The sequence below is a fragment of the Hyalangium sp. genome (assembly GCF_035629615.1).
Taxonomy (GTDB): Bacteria; Myxococcota; Myxococcia; order Myxococcales; family Myxococcaceae; genus Hyalangium.
In genome coordinates this window covers 1-18814 of record NZ_DASPHO010000266.1, presented here as the reverse complement: position 1 = coordinate 18814, position 18814 = coordinate 1, and the positions used below count along the sequence as shown (strand labels likewise).

At 68.3% G+C, this 18814-nt stretch carries 10 protein-coding genes; 5 read left to right on the top strand and 5 right to left on the bottom strand.

Features of this window, described 5'->3' with window-relative positions; all coding sequences use genetic code 11:
- Positions 1-17: 17 nt before the first annotated feature.
- On the bottom strand, positions 18-1706 hold the full coding sequence (locus VD972_RS13370) for a lamin tail domain-containing protein (RefSeq protein ID WP_324986324.1): 1689 nt from the start codon (positions 1704-1706) through the stop codon (positions 18-20).
- A 187-nt stretch (positions 1707-1893) separates the two neighbouring features.
- Positions 1894-2364, bottom strand: coding sequence for a YqaA family protein (locus VD972_RS13365; protein ID WP_324986396.1), 471 nt, complete (start codon positions 2362-2364; stop codon positions 1894-1896).
- Positions 2365-2420: 56 nt separating this feature from the next.
- On the opposite strand from VD972_RS13365, the gene VD972_RS13360 reads away from it, so the two are divergent.
- The 3 genes from VD972_RS13360 (at position 2421) to cysK (ending at position 5301) form a co-directional block, all read left to right on the top strand.
- A complete protein-coding gene (locus VD972_RS13360) occupies positions 2421-3425 on the top strand; it encodes an NAD(P)-dependent alcohol dehydrogenase (protein WP_324986321.1) in 1005 nt (334 codons plus the stop codon).
- Between the two features lie 79 nt (positions 3426-3504).
- Positions 3505-4350: a serine O-acetyltransferase EpsC gene (gene epsC, locus VD972_RS13355; protein ID WP_324986315.1), complete on the top strand. Its 846-nt coding sequence runs from the start codon at positions 3505-3507 to the stop codon at positions 4348-4350.
- Between the two features lie 39 nt (positions 4351-4389).
- On the top strand, positions 4390-5301 hold the full coding sequence (gene cysK, locus VD972_RS13350) for a cysteine synthase A (protein ID WP_324986312.1): 912 nt from the start codon (positions 4390-4392) through the stop codon (positions 5299-5301).
- Positions 5302-5385: 84 nt separating this feature from the next.
- Here cysK and VD972_RS13345 read toward each other — a convergent pair whose 3' ends face one another.
- The 3 genes from VD972_RS13345 to VD972_RS13335 all read right to left on the bottom strand — a co-directional run bounded on the left by VD972_RS13345 (position 5386) and on the right by VD972_RS13335 (position 16794).
- Complete coding sequence (locus tag VD972_RS13345; RefSeq protein WP_324986309.1) at positions 5386-6525, bottom strand: aminotransferase class V-fold PLP-dependent enzyme; 1140 nt, start codon at positions 6523-6525, stop codon at positions 5386-5388.
- Positions 6522-9026, bottom strand: coding sequence for an HYR domain-containing protein (locus VD972_RS13340; protein ID WP_324986306.1), 2505 nt, complete (start codon positions 9024-9026; stop codon positions 6522-6524). The genes VD972_RS13345 and VD972_RS13340 overlap by 4 nt, the downstream gene beginning before the upstream one ends.
- A 178-nt stretch (positions 9027-9204) precedes the next feature.
- On the bottom strand, positions 9205-16794 hold the full coding sequence (locus tag VD972_RS13335; protein ID WP_324986303.1) for a DUF5011 domain-containing protein: 7590 nt from the start codon (positions 16792-16794) through the stop codon (positions 9205-9207).
- A 533-nt stretch (positions 16795-17327) separates the two neighbouring features.
- Here VD972_RS13335 and VD972_RS13330 point away from each other — a divergent pair.
- Together VD972_RS13330 and VD972_RS13325 are read left to right on the top strand one after the other, a co-directional pair.
- Complete coding sequence (locus VD972_RS13330) at positions 17328-17561, top strand: hypothetical protein (protein WP_324986300.1); 234 nt, start codon at positions 17328-17330, stop codon at positions 17559-17561.
- A gap of 76 nt (positions 17562-17637) precedes the next feature.
- A partial coding sequence (locus tag VD972_RS13325) for a CTP synthase (RefSeq protein ID WP_324986298.1) occupies positions 17638-18814 on the top strand: 1177 nt, incomplete at its 3' end.

Sequence of the window (18814 nt, the reverse complement as noted above, 5' to 3'; positions counted from 1 at the left end):
TCAGGAGCCTGCTCTCGCTAGAAGGCAGACCCGCTCATGCTCTTGCCAGGCGAGGCCTTGCTGCTGGACAGGGTGGTGTGCAGCACGAAGGTCCCGGAGCTGCTGCCGTCCGGGCTCCGGTTGGCCGACACGCCGTCCGTCCCGGTGAGCCCCGAGCCGAACGTGGCCGTGTTCACCACCGTCCCCGCCGCGTTCTTCACCGTCACCGTGTCCGTGCTGTTGGACAGGCTGAGCGTGCCCGTCGACGCGGCCACCGCGTTGGTCAGCCCCGCCGGAATGCCCGCTGCGCCGCCGAAGACCGCCACCGCAAGCCCCGCGCCCAGGCTGGTGCCGCTGGCGAAGGTGTGCCGCAGGCCCGAGGCGTCCGAGATCGTCCACCCGGACAGATCCACCGCCGTGCTCCCCGAGTTGAGCAGCTCCACGAACTCGCCGTTCACATCCGAGCCCGCCTCGTTGATGAGCACCTCGTTGATGAACACACCGCCGGTGCCACCGCCGCCCGACACGGTGATGGTGAAGGCCGCGTTGCTCGTGTCGGTGACAGCGGAGTTGGCCGCGTCGCTCACCCGCACCCGCGCGGTGGTGGTGGCGCTGTTCGGCACCGTCCACGGGTAGCTGCCCGTGGAGGCCGCCGTGCTCGAGGTGAGCGTCGTCCAGGTGCTGCCGTTCAGCGTGTACTCCAGCCTCACGTTCGTCACGCCCGTGGCCGTCCAGGTGATGCTGCGGGAGCTGGCGCCCGCCCAGCTCTCACCGCCGTTGGGCGAGCTCACCGTGACGCTCGCGCTGGCGGTGTCCCCGGGGATGAGGAAGTCCTTGATGACGGCCATGTGCTGCATGTTGGTGGCGCTGCTGTCCCCGCTCTGCGCGGGAGAGATCTCCGAGAGCGGCGAGTACACGCGCGTGTCCACCACCAGGCCGTTGGCGAAGCTACTCCCGCCGATCACCGTCGCCGTCTGGTACGCACGCAGGTCGCCGTCCACGAGCACGTGATCGTACGGCTTGCCACGGCTCAAGTTGGTGTTCGTGTTGCCGTTGCGGTCCGCCGGGTACGGGCTGGCCGTCGACACCACCTGGGAGAAGGTGGAGAAGCAGGACTCGCTGCGGCTGTCCGTGTTCAAGTCACCGCCGATGGCCAGGTAGTCCCCCGTGGGGATGTTGGCCCGGATGAAGTTGACCAGGTTGGCCGCCTCCGTGTTGCGCACGCTGGAGCTGGCCGTGAGCAGGTGCACGCTCACCACCCAGAGATCCTTGGGCCCCGGCACGTCGATGCGCGCCCACGCGAAGTCGCGGTTGCTCACCTGGGTGTCGTCCCACTCCCCCGAGGCGATGATCGGCCAGCGGCTGATCACCCCGTTGGGGATCTGCGCGCCCGCCTCCCGGTAGTACGAGAAGCTCGAGCCAAACGCCGTGTTGACGAAGCTCCGGATGGCCGTCGCCGAGTTGTCCCCGTAGTTGAACTCCTGGATCATCACGATGTCCGGCTTCGTGCCCTGGAAGATGCGCGTCCCGTTCCCAGGGTCATAGCTCTGCAGGTTGCCGCTGGTGATGTTGGCGGCCATCAGCCGCACCCGGGTGCTCAGCGCGGACTGCTGAGTCCCCAGCGAGTCATCCAGCGAGTCATTGTCCACCCCGTCCAGCTCTGCGCCACCGCAAGCCGCGAGTACCAGGGAAAACAGGGCCGCCAGGAGACGGCGGTCCAGGGGCATGTACCTCGAAGCAGCTTGGGGGATTTGCACGATGTTCTGGATCCTGCCCCGGGAACCGGAGCGATGAGTGGGTTCACGGAGACACCGTGTCTCCGGGCGAAGCGGGGGCGGATCCTGCTCCACCATCTTCGTTATCGGCTCGGCGGACGGCAGCGTTGCGTCCAGACGCGGTGAATTGAGCTGTCACTCACAGTGCGGTCAGCGTGGACACCGCCACGAAGACATAGCGCAGGCCCTTGCCCAGCGTGGTGAACACGAGGAAGGGAGCCCCGCGCACGCCCACGAGCCCCGCCGCGAGGACGAAGGCATCTCCCACCACGGGGAGCCAGGAGAGCACGAGCGCAGGAGCGCCCCACCTCCGCAGCCACTGCCGCGCTCGCTCGAGCCGAGGTGCCTCGCGGGCAGTGCGGCGCGCGATCCACCGCTCCAGGCGTCCGCCCCCGCCGTGCGCGCCCCAGCGCCCGAGCAGGTAGAGCGACAGCGCTCCCAGCACGTTGCCCACGGTGGCCACCGTGACGGCTGCCACCGGAGAGACGCCTCCAGAGAGGAGGGCCACCAGCAGCGCCTCCGAGGGCACCGGCACGATGGAGCCCGCCAGCATCGCGACGAGGAAGAGGCCCGGGAGGCCCCAGGCGGAGAGCGTGGAAGGATCGGGAATCATGCGGCCACCCCAGGCTCCCACCTTCCTCGCAAAGTGCGCTAGGAATCCGGGGCATGAAAGTCCAAGCCTTCGCTGCCCTGGCAAAGAGCAAGCCGCTCGAGGCCTTCGAGTACGAGCCCCAGCCGCTCGCTCCGCATGAGGTGGAGGTGAAGATCTCCCACTGTGGCGTCTGCCACAGCGACCTCCACCTGTTGAACAACGACTGGGGCATGAGCCGCTATCCCCTGGTGCCGGGCCACGAGATCATCGGCACCCTCCATCAGGTCGGCTCGGCCGTGACGCAGCTCAAGCCGGGCCAGCGCGTGGGCATCGGCTGGCAGGCGGACTCCTGCGGCGAGTGCGAGTGGTGCGCGCGCGGCGAGGAGAACCTCTGCGCCCGTGCAGGCCCCACGTGCGTGGGCCGCTACGGCGGCTTTGCGCAGTCCATCCGTGTCAACAGCCACTTCGCCATCCCCGTGCCGGACGCGCTCGCCTCGGAGGGCGCCGCCCCGCTGCTGTGCGGTGGCATCACCGTGTACTCGCCCCTGCGGGCCCACCAGCTGGGCCCCCAGCACCGCGTGGGCGTCATCGGCATTGGCGGCCTGGGGCACATGGCGCTCCAGTTCGCGAGGGCCTTCGGGTGTGAGGTGACGGCCTTCTCCACCTCCGCGGACAAGGAGGCCGAGGCCCGGCGCCTGGGCGCCCACCACTTCGTCGCCACCAAGAGCCCCGAGGGACTCAAGCGGGTGGCCGGCTCGTTCGACTTCATCCTCTCCACGGTGAACGCGGATCTGCCCTGGCTGGACTATGTGCTCGCCCTGCGGCCCTATGGTACGCTGTGCTTCGTGGGCGCACCTCCCAGCAACCTGAGCGTGCCCGTCTTCCCCCTGCTGGCCACCAACAAGCGGATTGTCGGCAGCAACACTGGCAACACCGCCGGCCTTCGGGAGATGCTCCAGGTGGCGGCCCGCCATGGCGTGAAGGCGCAGACCGAGCGCTTCAAGCTCGACCAGGCCAACCACGCCCTGGCCCGCGTGGCCCGCAACGAGGTCCGCTACCGGGCCGTCCTCGAAGTCTGAGCAGGGCGGGTGCCCATCCGTTATAGTGGAAAAACCTCCGCCACCTTCTCCATGGCTGGGTTAAGCTCCTGCTCCACTCATGACTGCCTCCTACGACAAGCTGCTTGCAGTGCTGCTGGAGAGCCGCCAGCGGCAGTACTTCCCTCCCGAGGTCCGCACCGCCGCGCCAGAGTTCGTCCAGAAGGTGCTGGGGCTGCTCTTCCCTCACTTCGCCGAGCAGCTGGAGCGCCACTCGGCGGCCATTCAGCGCGATGTGATGGCGGTGGAGGCCTACCTCGTCCGGCTGCAGTCGCTGCTGGCGCCGCTCTACCCCGGCGTGGATCAGAGCCTTCCGCAGCGCTTCGTGGAGCAGCTGCCGGACATCTATGACTTGCTGCGGCAGGACGCAGATGCCATCCACCAGGCAGATCCGGCTGCGCGCAGCGTGGATGAGGTCATCCTCACCTACCCCGGCTTCTACGCCATCGCCATCTTCCGCGTGGCGCACGCCCTCCACCTCCTGGACATGCCGCTGCTGCCGCGCCTGCTGACGGAGTTCGCCCACCAGCGCACCGGCGTGGACATCCACCCGGGCGCCACCATCGGCCGGCGCTTCGTGATCGATCACGGCACGGGCGTGGTGATCGGCGAGACGACCCACATTGGAGATGGAGTGACGATCTACCAGGGCGTGACGCTGGGCGCGCTCGTGGTGGAGAAGAAGCTGTCCAACAAGAAGCGCCACCCCACCCTGGAGAGCAACGTGGTGGTGTATGCCAACGCCACCATCCTGGGCGGGGAGACCGTGGTGGGCTGGGGCACTGTCATCGCCGGCAACGCCTGGCTCACGCAGAGCGTGCCACCCCAGTCCATCGTCACCCGCCGCACCGAGGTCCGCCACCGCGTCTCCGACACGGACCTCGGCGAGCTGGAGTTCCACATCTAACCCCCGCGCAGTCCCTACCCCACCCCCGAGGCCCATCCGATGAAGGCAGCCAACATCCTGCAGACCATTGGCAACACGCCCCACGTCAAGATCAACCGGCTCTTCCCCTCGCGCGTCGAGGTGTACATGAAGCTGGAGCGTGCCAACCCGGGCGGCAGCATCAAGGACCGCATTGGCCTGTCCATGATCGAGGACGCCGAGCAGCGGGGCATCCTCAAGAAGGACAGCGTCATCATCGAGCCGACGTCGGGGAACACGGGCATTGGCCTGGCCGTCGTGGCGGCGGTGAAGGGCTACAAGCTCATCCTCGTCATGCCGGAGTCCATGAGCCTGGAGCGCCGTCGGCTGATGGCGGCGTACGGGGCGCAGCTGGAGCTGACGCCGCGGGCCGGGGGCATGAAGGGCGCGATTGCCCGGGCGCAGGAGCTGGTGACGCAGACGCCCAACTCGTGGATGCCGCAGCAGTTCGAGAACGAGTCCAACATCACGGTGCACAAGCGCACCACGGTGAAGGAGATCCTCCAGGACTTCCCGGAGGGGCTGGACTACATCATCACGGGTGTAGGCACGGGTGGCCACATCACCGCGTGCGCCGAGGAGCTGAAGAAGGTGTGGCCCAAGCTGAAGGTGTTCGCGGTGGAGCCGGCGAAGTCGGCGGTGATCAGCGGCGGGCAGCCGTCGCCGCACCCGATCCAGGGCCTCGGCGCGGGCTTCATCCCGAAGAACCTGCACGTGGACGCCATTGATGGGGCGATCACCGTCACCGACGAGGAGGCGTTCGACTTCGCCCGCCGCTCGGCGAAGGAGGAGGGCATCTTCGTGGGCATCTCGTCCGGGGCCGCGCTGGCGGCGGTGAACCGCAAGCTCGCCGACATCCCCGACGGCAGCCGGGTGCTCACCTTCTGCTACGACACGGGCGAGCGCTACCTCTCCATCGAGAACCTGTTCTAAGCCGGGAGTCCCCGCCGGAGCCGTCTGAGGCGGGGGCGCGCGCCTCTCGCCTCATCGGGTTCAGCTCGCCCGTTCCACGGTGCCTCACGCCCCCTTGAAGTCTCGCACCAGCCGGACGAGCCGCTCCAGCTCCTCCGGCTGGTTGTAGAAGTGAGGGGACACGCGCAGGCGGCCTCGGCGCAGCGAGAGCACCACGTCCCGCTCGGACAGCCAGCCGTACAGCGGCCGAGGATCTCCGGCGCGCGGCAGGAAGGTGAGGATGCCCGCCCGGTGCTCCGGCGCGGGCCCCGTGTCGCAGCCCAGGGCACGCAGCTCCCCGTCCAGCACCGTCAGCAGCTCGCGGATGCGTGCCCCGATGCGCTCCGCGCCCACCTCCAGGAGCAGCTCCAGCGCGGCCGCGAGCGCGTAGATGCCCGTGTACGCATGGCTGCCCTCCTCCAGCTTCAGCGCGTCCGCGCGCAGCTCGAAGTGCGAGCGGTTGAAGTTCCACGCATCCGTGGTGCTCCGCCACCCCACCAGCACGGGACGCAGCCGGGGCAGCACCTCCCGGGCCACGTACAGGAAGCCCGCACCGGAGATGCCCAGCATCCACTTGTGGCTGTCCGCGCTCAGGAAGTGGATCCGGCTGCGCCTCACGTCCACCGGCACGCAGCCCACGCTCTGGATGCCGTCCACGCACAGCAGCACGCCGGCGCGCTCACACAGCGCCCCCACCGCCTCCAGCTCCGTCTGGTAGCCGCTGGCGTACTGCACGGAGCTCACCGCCACCAGCCGGGTGCGCGGCGTGAGGGCCGCGGCCACCGCCTCCGGAGTGACTCCCCCCTCGCGCGCGGCGATCTCCCGCACCTCCACGCCTCGATCCTTCAGGTGCAGCCACGGGTAGACGTTGGAGGGGTACTCGAGCGACGTGGCCACCGCCACCTCATCCCCAGGCCGCCAGTCCAGCCCCTCGGCCACCAGCCCCAGCCCATGGCTGGTGTTACGCACGAAGGCGATCTCCTCCGGGGCCGCGCCGATCAGCCGCGCCGCCAGCTTCCGGGTGTGAGCGACGTGGGCCTCCCACTGGCGCTCGTGCCGCACGCCGTAGTGCACCACGTCCTCCATCCACTCGCGCACCGCCGTGGCGGCCCGCACGCTCGTGGGCGACACCCCCGCGTGGTTGAAGTACAGCAGCTTCTCCAGGACGGGGAACTCGGCGCGGTAAGAGTCGAGGGAGGTGCTCACCCCGCCAGTCTACCGGCCCGGCGGCGCGCCCACAGCGGAACCAGCGCCAGCGCCAGCCAGAAGAGGCTCGCACTGGCTGAGCCGGACTGGCAGCCACACCCCGATCGCTCCACCACGGTGACGGGGAAGGAGCAGCTCACCTCGTTGCCCCCGAGATCGCTCGCCGTGGCGGTGACGATCGTCTCCCCAACTGGGAAGGTACTGCCCGGCTCATGGGTATAGCGGACGGTGGGCAGGGGGGGGGCGAGATCGTCATCCGGCTCCGCCGCGGGGAAGTGCACCGCCACGCCCTCCGGCTCAGTGGCCAGCGCCTGCTGAGGCCCCGGGCACGTGAGGGTGGGCGCTACCGCGTCCAGGTTGTACACCGTGAAGGTGCACTGGGATTGATTGCCCGCCGCGTCCACCGCCGTGAGGGTGACGGGCCACTCCCCTACCTCGAAGAGGCTCCCCGAGGGGCGATCGGCCTCCACCCTCGGAGTGAGGGTGACCACGTCCGTCGCCTGGAGCTGCGGGTAGGGGATGGAGACAGGCTCGGCGCTCGTGGCCACATGCACCACGGACTGCGGACAGGTGAGCGCCGGCGGCACCGTGTCCTTGACGACGACCTTGAAGTCGCACGTGCTGCTGTTGTTCTTCTCGTCGGTCGCCGTGGCCCGCACCTCCACCTCTTGATCGAGCGCGAAGAAGGAGCCGGAAGCGTGGCTGTAGCTCACCTCCGGGCTCTCAGTGACCGCGTCCAGCGCCTGCACGGGATAGGAGACGTTTGCCCCCAGGGGCCCCGTGGCCTCCCGGACCAGCTGCCGCGGGCACACCAGCGCGGGCGCGGTCCTGTCCTCGACGGTGACGATCAGCGTGCACTCCGCGCTGTTCTTGGCAGCATCCTCCACGGTGATGGTGACGGAGGTAGCTCCCACCTGGAAGTCCCCTGCGTTACTGGGGAGCTCCCCTGAGATGGCGGATCGGTACCTCACCGTGAGCGGCGTGAGCGAGTCATCGCTCATCTCCTTCGGGGGCGGGAGGTTGACGTGGGCGCCCATCGAGTTGACCGCCTCGACGTGCAGATCCTCCGGGCACACGCGCGTGGGCGGGACACAGTCCACCTCTCCCAGAGGGAGGGAGACCAGCTCCTCACCGACAGAGGGATAGGTGGCCACGAAGTAGAGCCTGTCGCCCGCGACGGTCATCGAGTGAGGATTGGATCCATCAGGCGCGGTGCCGATGGTCGTCAGCTGCTCTGCGCCCGTGCGATTGATCCGCCACAGCTGCTTTCCCGAGACGCCGTCATCGATCGACACCAGCAGCCCCCCGCCCCCGGACACGAGCACCTCTCCCCCCAGCGAGCTGCTCGGGCCTGAGATGAAGTCCTTCACCAACACCGTCCCCGCCTCCGTTCCATCAGTCTTCCAGAGCTCTCGGCCTGTCTCTGTGTCGCTCGCCATGAAGAACAGCGTCTGGCCCACCGCGGTGAGCAGCTCCGGCCCGGAGCTGTTCTGCCCGGGCTTGAGATCCTTGACGATCCTCGTGCCCTCGGGCCTCCCAGTGCTCACCCACAGCTCCTGGCCGTGCCCTTCCTGATCGTCCATGCTGAAGAAGAGCTTGTCTCCGGCGACCGTGAGGGACTCCAGGGGGCCGTGGTTCCGGGCCTGCTCGAAGGGCACGGCGACCTGGGTGCCCTCCGGCTTCCCATCGCTCTCCCAGATCTCCGACTGGGCCCCTAGGGTAGGCGTCGCGGTGAAGTAGAGCTTGTCCCCTATCACCCTCAGCGAGCCGGGGTTGCTGGAACCTGCAGTCCAGATGTCCTTCACCCGCTGGGTGCCGTTGCTGTTCGGCACTCCGTCACTCTTCCACAGCTCGACGTCCATGCTCCCGTCTTCCGCCCGGAAGAACAGCTCCCCACCGAGGACCGTCAGCTCATTGGGCGTGGAGGGCTCGGGGCCGGATTTGATGTCATGGACGAGCTGCGTGCTCTCGGCCGTCCCGTCGCTGCGCCACAGCTCGGCGCCCGTGTCAGACACTCCCGCCATGAAGAACAGCGTGCCGCCCATGACGGCGAACCTCTCGCCATTGGACAGGGCGGAGTCCGAGAAGATCTTGAGCCCCCGAGTACCCATCTCATCGCTGGCCCACAGCTCGGGATTAAGGCCGCCGGTGGTGACCACGAAGTACAGCCGCTGCTGCGCCACGGTCAGCCGGCTGAAGCGGACGTCCCCCCCCGCCCTGAAGTACAGGCTCGTCGTCACCACGTCGCCATTCGCGTCCTGGGTGGCCTTCCACAGCGTCGCGCCGACGCTGGCCTCGGACGAGGCGAAGAAGACCGCCTCGCCCATCGCCACGAGCGAGGTGATGGTGACATTCTTGTTCGCGAAGCTTGTCTCCTGCTGAGGCGAAGGGGCGCACGCCAGGCGGGGCCCGGCCTCCCCCGCCGTCTCCCCGCGCACAGGCAGGAGCAGCACCAGTAGGAGCAACGGCAGCAAGTGCGCGGAGCGCTGGTGAAGCCTCATGGTTCCGCTCTTCTCCAGGGCAGGGCCCCACCCCACCTCCTGTGTACCTCACTCGCCCAGGTGGAGGCAGCCCCCTCTGCCAGCCTGCCCAGGGAGCTTCCGGGGGCCCTGGAAAAATACGACGGCCGGTGCCCCGTGAGGGACACCGGCCGTTCAGGACTTCACAGCGTGTGACGGGCTAGCGGCCCGCCATGAACTCGGAGCCGCCGGTGACAGTGGGCGCCGGGTCGTTGTCGTTGATCGGCACATACACCTTGCACGTGCCCTGCTGGGAGTTGCCCACGTCGTCATCGACCTTGTACTGCGCCGTGTACACCCGGCTCGTGCCGTTGGAGTTGAGCTCGGCGCGCACCTGGAAGGTGTTGTTGCCGACGATGACGATGTCGCCCGCGTCGCTGCCCGGCTCGTTGCTGGTGACCACCAGGTCGTACGCCCGGTCCATGATGTCCATGTAGCCCACGCACATGTCCCAGGCGACCGCGCACTCGCTGAGCTGCACCGTCCGCATGGTGACGCCGTTCGGCGGGAACAGCTTGATGGGCGGGTTCTGCTTCAGCTTCGGCGAGATGTTGTCGATGACCTCCACCGTGCGGGTGATGGGATCGGCCCAGTTGAAGGCCCCGTCACGCACCTGGTACTCGATGGTGTACGTGCCCGGCGCCTGCTTGTTGATGTCGCCGAACGACTGCACCAGCGGCGTCACATCGCCGTAGCACTGGTCATCACCCAAGGCGCCCGCATCCACGTACGGATCCGGGTCCACCTCGACGACCTCATCCGGGTCGGTCGGATCGTCCGTGGGCAGGAAGCACTGCGTCTGGACGGTCTCCTCGCCGTTCAGGTACAGCACCGGCTTGAGCGAGTCCTGCACGTACACGGAGAGGATGGCGCCCTGGATGTTGAAGCTCTCATCCCACGCCAGGTACTGGACGTAGTAGAGCCCCTCGACCTCGGTCGTCGGGCCAGGCCCGAAGTCATCCATATCGATGTCGCCCGGGACGCCGTCGCCGTCATCGTCGCCCGTGTTGTACTGGTGGACGATGATGTCGCCCTCGCACACGTCCGTGGCGCTGGCGCCCGGGTTGCTCCACACGTTGCCGATCGCGTGGCCCGTGCACTCGTAGTACAGCTCCGTGGGCCCGTTGACGACCAGCACCGGCTCCGTCGTGTCCACCACCGTGAAGTGGCGCGTGACGCGGTCTGCCTCGGCGGTGGTGTTCCCCGCCGCATCCGTGGCCGAGTAGTAGACGTCGTACTCGCCCGGCTCGTTGGGCAGCTGGGCCGGAGTGGCCACGATGGTGGCGGTGTGGGGGTAGCACGCATCCGTGGCAGAGACACCCAGGCCCGGCTGGGTGCCGCACTCGATCTCCTGCGTGGGAGCGCCCACCACCGTGAGCACCGGCGGCCGGGTGTCGTTGACCGTCACGTTCCGCGTGGCCCGGACATCGTGGCCGCGACGGTCGTGCGCCTGGTACCGGACGATGTAGTCACCCTCGCGCAGGGTATCCAGGTCGGTGAACTCCACGAAGACCGTGTCGGATACGTTGCCCTGGCACACGTCTTCGGCCGTGGCACCCGGATCGATGAACGGCGTGGCGCACTCCATGACCATGGGGTTGGGATCGTTGAGCGCGATGGTCGGCGGCAGGCTGTCGACCACGTTCACGTTGCGCACCGTGGTGTTCGTGTTGTTGCTCAAGTCCGTGGCGGAGTAGTGGACCAGGTAGAAGCCCGTCTCCGTCGGGTCGACGTCGGAGGCATCCACCACGACGGGGGCCGGGCCGGAGCAGAGATCCTCTGCCGTGGCGCCCAGATCCGCGTACGTCTCCACCTTGCACTCGAGGGTGACCGCGTTCGGGCCGGTGAGCGTGATGGCCGGACCGACCGTGTCATTGATGCGCACGTTGCGGGAGACCTCGAGCGAGGTGTTGCCCGCCGTGTCCTGGGCCGTGTAGCGCAGCGTGTAGTTGCCCGCCACGCGCGTGTTCACCGAGCCGTTGACCGTCACCGGCACCGGACCGATGCACGCGTCGTTCGCCGTCGCGCCCGCGTCGGTGTACGGACCAGGCCAGCACTCCAGGGTCTCCGTGGCCGGGCCGTTGAGCGCGATGGTGGGCGCCGCGTTGTCGTTCATCGTCACCGTGCGGGAAGTCGGCGAGGTGACGGTGTTGCCGGACGGATCCGACACGCTGTAGGTGATGACGAAGTTGGCCGGCGCGCCCGGGTCCGAGGTGCGCGTGGCCACGATGGCGGACGTCAGGTTGCCCGCGCAGCTGTCGGTCGCCGTGGCGCCCGGGTCCGTGTACTGGGCGCCGCCGCACTCGTACGAGTCCGCGAGCGGGCCGAGCACCGTGATGGACGGCAGCAGCGTGTCACGCACCTCCACCGTGCGGCTGACGGAGGGCGCGCTGTTCCCCGCCCCGTCCGTCACGTTGTACACGAGCGGGTAGTCGTTCGGCACGGCCGTGTTGACGGTGCCGTTGCGGGTGATGCTGCCCGTCAGGTCCCCGTAGCACGCGTCGTTGGCCGTGGCCCCCGGATCGTTGAACGGCGTGGCGCACTCCACCCGCTGCGTGCCAGAGCCCAGCAGCGCCAGCGTGGGCGCCGCGTTGTCGCTCACGTGCACCGTGCGCGTCACAGGCGAGGTGACGCTGTTGCCCGACGGGTCGGTCGCCGTGTAGCTGATGGTGATGGTGCCCGGCTGGTTCGCATTGCCCGCCTGCGCCGCAACCACGGTGACGGGGCCGGCGCACACGTCGCTGGCCGTCGCGCCCGGATCCACGTAGGCGGAGCCGCACTCGAACGTCGTCTCGAGCTCGCCGGTGACGGTGATCTCAGGCGCCACCGTGTCACGCACCTGCACGGCACGGTTGACCGGCGTCGCGGCGTTGGCCGCGTTGTCGGCCACCGAGTAGGTGACGTTGTAGTCGGCCACCACGCGCGGGTTCACCGCGCCGGAGACCTGGATCTGAGCGTCCAGGTTGCCCGCGCACAGGTCCGTGGCGGTGGCGCCCGGATCCGCGTAGGTCGGGCCGCACTCGACGGTCTGGGTGGCGGGGCCCACCAGGGTCAGCATCGGGCCCTGCGTGTCATCCACCGTCACCGTGCGCTGCGTGCTCGCGGTGAGGTTGGACGGATCCGTCACGGTGTAGTTGAGCGTGTACTCGCCCAGCTGGCCCGAGTTCACCGCGCCCGAGCGCTGGATGAGAGGAGTCAGGTCCCCAGCGCACGCGTCGTTCGCCGTGGCGCCCGGGTCGTTGTAGGCGATACCGCACTCATGCGTGGCGGGGGAAGCGCCCGTGAGCAAGATGGAGGGCGGCAGGTCGTCCACCACCGTCACCGTGCGGACATCCGAGGACGTCGTCGTGTTGTTCGACGGGTCGGTCGCGCGGTAGGTGAGGGTGTAGTTGCCCGCCGCGCCGGTGTTGACGGAGCCGGTGACCAGCACGGGCACGTTGGTGGCGCACAGGTCGGTCGCGGTGGCGCCCGGATCCGTATACGGGGCATGGTTGCACTGAACCTGCTGGCTGAGCGGCCCCAGCACCGTCAGGGACGGCGCCAGCGTGTCGCTCACATTCACCGTGCGGGTCTCCGTATCCGTGAAGGTGCCATCGGTCACGCTGTAGGTGAGCGTCTGGGGGCCCAGCTGACGGTTGTTCACCTCTCCCGTCCGCTGAATGCTGCCCGTCAGATCCCCGAAGCACGCGTCGTTGGCCGTGGCGCCCGGGTCGGTCCAATCCGTGGCGCACTCCAGAGACTGCGTGGCAGGCCCCAGCAGGACCAGCGTGGGCGGCGCGTCGTCGTTCACGCTCACCGTGCGCGTCACAGGCGAGGTGACGCTGTTACCCGACGGGTCAGTGGCCGAGTACGAGATGGTGATGGTGCCGGGCCGGCCCGGGTCGCCCGTGCGGGACGACGTGACCGGGACGGAGCCAACGCACGCGTCGGTGGCCGTGGCACCCGGATCCGTATAGGTGGCACCGCAAGCGAACGAGTCCTCCAGCGGACCGTTCACCGTGATGGTGGGCGCCAGCGTGTCGCTCACCGTCACCGTGCGGGTCTCCGTGTCCGTGAAGGTGCCATCGGTCACGCTGTAGGTGAGCGTCTGGTCACCCAGCTGACGGTTGTTCACCTCGCCCGTCCGCGCAATCAGGCCCGTGATGTTGCCGCGGCACTGGTCGTTGGCCGTGGCGCCCGGGTCATTGAAGGGCGTGGCGCACTCCAGGCCCATGTTCCCACCGTTGAGCGCCAGCACTGGCGGCAGCGTGTCGCTCACCGTCACCGTGCGGCTGGTGCTCGAGTGGCCCACGTTGCCGGAAGGATCCGCCGCCTGGTAGTTGATGACGTAGGAGCCCGGCGCATCCGGGTCGGCCACGATGCTAGGCAGCGTAGGCAGCGGCCCGACGCACGCGTCGTTCGCAGTGGCGCCCGGATCCGCGTACGAGTCATCGCCGCACTCCACCGGGATGTTCAGCGGGCCGGTGACCGTGACGATCGGCGCCTCCCCGTCCTCCACCTGCACCGTGCGGCTGACAGGGGCCGCGTTGTTCCCCGCGCCATCCGACACGTTGTAGGTGAGCGTATGGGCGGCCAGCTGCATGTTGTTCACGGAGCCCGTCCGCACGATGTTGGCGGTCAGATCCCCGTAGCACACGTCGTTGGCCCTGGCGCCCGGGTCGTTGTAGGGCGTGGCGCACTCGAGCCGCTGCGTCGCTTGGCCCAGCAGGGTCAGCGTGGGCGGCGCGTCGTCGTCCACCGTCACCGTGCGCGTCACGGGCGAAGTCACCTGGTGGCCCGCCGCATCCTGCGCCGAGTAGGAGATGGTGACGGTGCCCGGCCGGCTCGGATCGCCCTGGCTGGACGAAGTCACAGCCACAGGCCCGTCGCACGCGTCGGTCGCAGAGGCACCCGGATCTGTATAGGCAGCGCCGCACTCGTACGAGTCCTCCAGCGGACCGTTCACGGTGATGGAGGGCGGCAGCGTGTCGCTCACGTTCACCGCGCGGTTGGCGGTCAGCGTGTGGGTTCCGTCGAAGGCGGTGTAGGTGACCGTATAGGCGGCAGGCACCTGGTGGTTCACGCCACCCGAGACGGTGGCCGTCAGCGGGCCGGCACACTGATCGCTGGCGGTGGCGCCCGGGTTGACCCAGGGCGTACCGCACTCCAGCGCCTGGGGATTGGCGCCCTGCAGCGTCAGCGTCGGCGGCAGCGTGTCGCGCACCGAAACCGTCCGGCTGGTGTCCGAGAGGGCCGTGTTGTTGGAGGGGTCCGTCGCGCGGTAGCGGACGTTGTAGGTGCCCGGCACGTTCGGGTTGGCCGGCGGCTCCGGCACCGCGGGCAGCGGGCCGACGCACGCGTCGTTCGCCGTAGCACCCGGGTCCGCGTAGGTCGGATCACCGCACTCCACCGACAGGTTCAGCGGGCCCATGAGCGTGATGGCCGGGGCCCGCGAGTCGCTCACCGTCACCATCCGCGTCTCCGAGTCCGTGCGGACCCCGTCGGTCGCGCTGTAGGTGAGCGTCTGCGCGCCCAGCTGCATGTTGTTTACCGTGGCCGGGCTCTTGGTGACAGGCAGGTTGCCGCGGCACTGGTCGGTGGCCGTGGCGCCCGGATCGTCCCAAACCGTGGCGCACTCCAGGCCCATATTCCCGCCGGTGAGCGTCACCGACGGCGGCAGTGTGTCGCGCACCGTCACAGTCCGAGCATTGGACGAGATCCCCACGTTGCCTGCGGGATCCGCCGCCTGGTACCTGACGGGGTAGGTGCCCGGAGCGCCCGTGTTGGGCGGAGTCTGGGCCACGGCGGGCAGCGCTCCGGCGCACGTGTCGGTGGCCGTGGCGCCCGGGTCCACATAGGCGGGGTCATTGCACTCCACCGTCTGCGTCAGCGACCCGGTGATCGTCACGGTGGGCTTCACCGTGTCGATCACATTGACCGTGCGACTCTTCTCCTGGGCGGCGTTGCCCGCCGGGTCCGTCGAGTTGTAGAGGACCGTGAAGCCGCCCGTGACGAAGCCGGTCGGGACGCCGGTCCTCACCAGTTGCACACCCAACGCGCATTGGTCGAGGGCCGACACGTTCGAATCGTTGTAGGCCTCGCCGCACTGGTGCGAAACGGGGTTCGTGCCAACAGTGATGTTGGGTGGCAGCGTGTCGGACACGACGACCGTGCGCGTGGCCGTGCCCCTGTTACTGGCATGGTCCGTCGCGGTGTAGGTCACCGTATAGGTGTTGGGTGTCCCCATGGATACCGTGCCCGACGGCACGGCCGGCAGCGGGCCTGAGCACAGGTCGTTGGCAGTGGCGCCCGGGTCCGAGTACGCAATGCTGCGGTTGCACTCGAGCGACTGGTTGGCCTCATCAATGAGGGTCACCGTCGGCACCACCTTGTCCGTCACCGTCACAGTGCCCATGCACTGAGCCATGTTGCCCGCCTGGTCCGTACACGTCAGGGTCACCGCCGTGGCGTAAGTGGCGGCACCCGTGGGGCTGAGGCCGTACGGGCCGGGCGGGTTCTGCGTGCAGCCCACCAGATCGTTGTCCGGATCGCTGGACCCGTCATTGATGTCGGCGGGGATGCCGCAGGTGTTGGTCGCCATCACCGTCACGTTCTTGCAGCGCGCCACAGGCGGGCTGCTGGGCGGCACCGGGATGCTGGGGGTCTTGCAGAACGAGGTGCACGTGCCGATGGTGCCAGAGGCATCTGAGCTACGGCCGTTGTTGAGGCCTTCGTCGCACTCCTCGCCCCAGATCGTGTCCACGTGACCGTCGCCGCACCATTCGAGGCGGCACGAGAACGAGCAGGTGAGCTCCGGAGGTGTGCCCTCGACGGGAGATTGGCCATTGTTGCCATCCCCCAGGTCACACTCCTCTACCGACGGGACGTTGTTGGAGTCACCGCCGCAGCCGGCGCCCACAGGAGAGGCACCGCGCATGAGGATGTAGGGGGTACCCGCGTAATCCATCCCCTCAAAGAAGTCCGTATAGACCTGCTCGCCAGGAATCGGCTCGCCGATGGAACTCGTCGCCAGAGCCACAAACGCGAAGGTGCGATTCGGGTAGTTGGTGAAGACCGCACGCGAAGCGCACAGATCCTCGCCAGGGAGAAACCCATCGAACATGCTGTCCGACAGGTAGTCGGGCAGCACCTGGAAGATGTGGCCGGTATCTGCGCAGGTCGACAGGCCCTGGACCTTGAACTCACCGAACGGCTCCAGCAGCGTCACGTGCGTGTTGGCCGGGGCGTTCTGGTAGGCGCACCCCAGCGAGATGTACATGCCCGTTCGGTGCTGGAAGGTGTTGCGGATGACGTCCCAGATCCCGTTCTCCACGATCTGGGGCGCATTGTTGGAGCTCACGTTCGTGCTGATGATGACCACGTCACCATCGACGATGGCTCCCCAGGTGGCGCGGGTGTCGATCGCCGCCTGGAACGCGGCCTCACCGGCCGTGCAGGCCGCATCGCCGATGACGATGGCGCGGTAGGACATGAACTGGGTGGCCGTCATCAGCCGCCACTGCGCAGGCGTCACCACGTCAATCACCACACCGGGCGGCGCGTAGGCCAGCGCGGCCTGAGCCTCACGGCTGCCAAGCCCACCGTTGACGGTGCTGCCCAGGATCAGCACCTTGTTGGTGCTCCGAGCTTCCTGCCGCGTCGTGCGCGCCGCCACCGGAGCCAGCTCAGCCCCCGGCGCACGCCGCTCCTCACCACAGGAGCTGGCCACAAACGCCACCCACAGGAACAACCCCAGGCTCTCGAGCTTCATGTGGCGCAATCCCCTCAGCGGAGCGAGCGCTCCCGTCCCTTATGGAGCCAGCAGCCACGCTGTCGAAGGACAAGGAACCGAGGCAGGGTGCGCAACCCGAGCAGGCCCGGCGATACCACGCAGGTGGTATGGCCCCGGCCCCCGGACCTTGGCCCCCGGATTCAGGGCCTGATGCCCTGTGGCCGCCTGAGGAGCAGCCGACCCGTCCGACACCCGGCAATACCCACATTCAGCACTAGCGCACGCACCACCCTCCCGGTTAACACTGCTGCCGCAGACGAAAGGAGGTGATGCCTTGACCAACATCAGTCAGGCATCCACCTCCGCTGGCATGGCGCACTAGCCACCCGGCGGATGTGGAGCCAGCAGTGAGGCCCGTTCCCTCCCGCGCGCGTCGTACCCGAAAGGGGCGCACGGGGAGAGCGGGCCTTTTTTATGTCCCAGTGCTCCACGGCTCTTCGGGAATGACCTCGCAGCCACCCTGTTTGTGAGCGGGGGGGAAGCCTCGATGACTTCTCTGGAGAAGCTCTGCCGTGCCTATTACACCCTGCCCCACCCCCCTCCCCTCGGCCATCCGGGAAGAGGGAGCGGTGGAGACTCAGCGCAACCTCTTCTGTTTCCACTATGACCGCTGCCTGCACCTGGCCGTGAAGCGCGCCTGGGACGGCTGGACCTGCCGCCACTGTCCGCTGCGGAACCTGCGCGCCGGAGAGCCGGAAGCCAAGGACTACGCCCACGCCCGCCCCAAGAGCCAGGACGGCTCCTGAGCCGCTGGCGAGCCGGCCGGGCCCCTGGCCTCCACAGAATCATTGACGCACCCCGACCTCCTTGGCAGGAAGGGACATGCGTTCGAAGAAGACCAAGTACATCTTCGTGACCGGCGGCGTGGTCAGCTCCCTGGGCAAGGGGCTCGCCTCCGCGTCCATCGGCGCCCTGCTGGAGAACCGAGGACTCAACATCACCCTCGTCAAGCTGGATCCCTACATCAACGTGGATCCCGGCACGATGAGCCCCTTCCAGCACGGCGAGGTCTACGTCACCGAGGACGGCGGCGAGACGGACCTGGATCTGGGCCACTACGAGCGGTTCACCAACGCTCGGATGAGCCGGATGAACAACTTCACCTCCGGCCGCATCTACCACTCCGTCATCATGAAGGAGCGGCGGGGCGAGTACCTGGGCAAGACGGTCCAGGTCATTCCGCACGTCACCGACGAGATCAAGATCAGCATCCGCCAGGCCGCCCAGGACGTGGATGTCATCATCGTGGAGATCGGCGGCACGGTGGGCGACATCGAGTCGCTGCCCTTCCTCGAGGCCATCCGGCAGATGCGCTACGACGTGGGCAGCGAGAACACCGTCTACGTCCACCTGACGCTGCTGCCCTACATCAGCGCGGCCGGCGAGGTGAAGACCAAGCCCACCCAGCACTCGGTGATGAAGCTACGGGAGATCGGCATCCAGCCGGACTTCCTGCTGTGCCGCACGGACCGGGAGATCTCCCAGGAGCTCAAGGACAAGATCGCCATGTTCTGCAACGTGGACACGGGCAACGTGTTCACCTCGCCGGACGTGAAGAGCATCTACGAGCTGCCGCTGGAGCTGCACCGCCAGGGGCTGGATGACCGGCTGGCCGAGGTGCTCAACATCTGGAGCCGAGCGCCCCACCTGGAGCGCTGGGAGAGCATCTGCCGGAAGATCTACGAGCCGGCCCGCGGCGAGGTGCAGGTGGGCATCGTCGGCAAGTACGTGGACCTCAAGGAGGCCTACAAGAGCCTGAACGAGGCCCTGCTCCACGGCGGCATCGCCAACGACGTGCGCGTGCGCCTGCGCTTCGTGGACAGCCAGGACGTGGAGACGCAGGGCCCGGAGGCGATGCTGGACGGCGTGGACGCGGTGCTCGTCCCCGGCGGCTTCGGCGTGCGCGGCACGGAGGGCAAGATTGCGGCCGTCCGCTGGGCGCGCGAGAACAAGGTGCCCTTCTTCGGCATCTGCCTCGGCCTGCAGATGGCCGTCGTGG

Excerpts from the sequence above, each read along its gene's own strand:
- VD972_RS13370 (WP_324986324.1), bottom strand. The coding sequence starts at position 1,706 with ATGCCCCTGGACCGCCGTCTCCTGGCGGCCCTGTTTTCCCTGGTACTC.
- VD972_RS13360 (WP_324986321.1), top strand. The coding sequence starts at position 2,421 with ATGAAAGTCCAAGCCTTCGCTGCCCTGGCAAAGAGCAAGCCGCTCGAG.
- epsC (WP_324986315.1), top strand. The coding sequence starts at position 3,505 with ATGACTGCCTCCTACGACAAGCTGCTTGCAGTGCTGCTGGAGAGCCGC.
- cysK (WP_324986312.1), top strand. The coding sequence starts at position 4,390 with ATGAAGGCAGCCAACATCCTGCAGACCATTGGCAACACGCCCCACGTC.
- VD972_RS13340 (WP_324986306.1), bottom strand. The coding sequence starts at position 9,026 with ATGAGGCTTCACCAGCGCTCCGCGCACTTGCTGCCGTTGCTCCTACTG.
- VD972_RS13335 (WP_324986303.1), bottom strand. The coding sequence starts at position 16,794 with ATGAAGCTCGAGAGCCTGGGGTTGTTCCTGTGGGTGGCGTTTGTGGCC.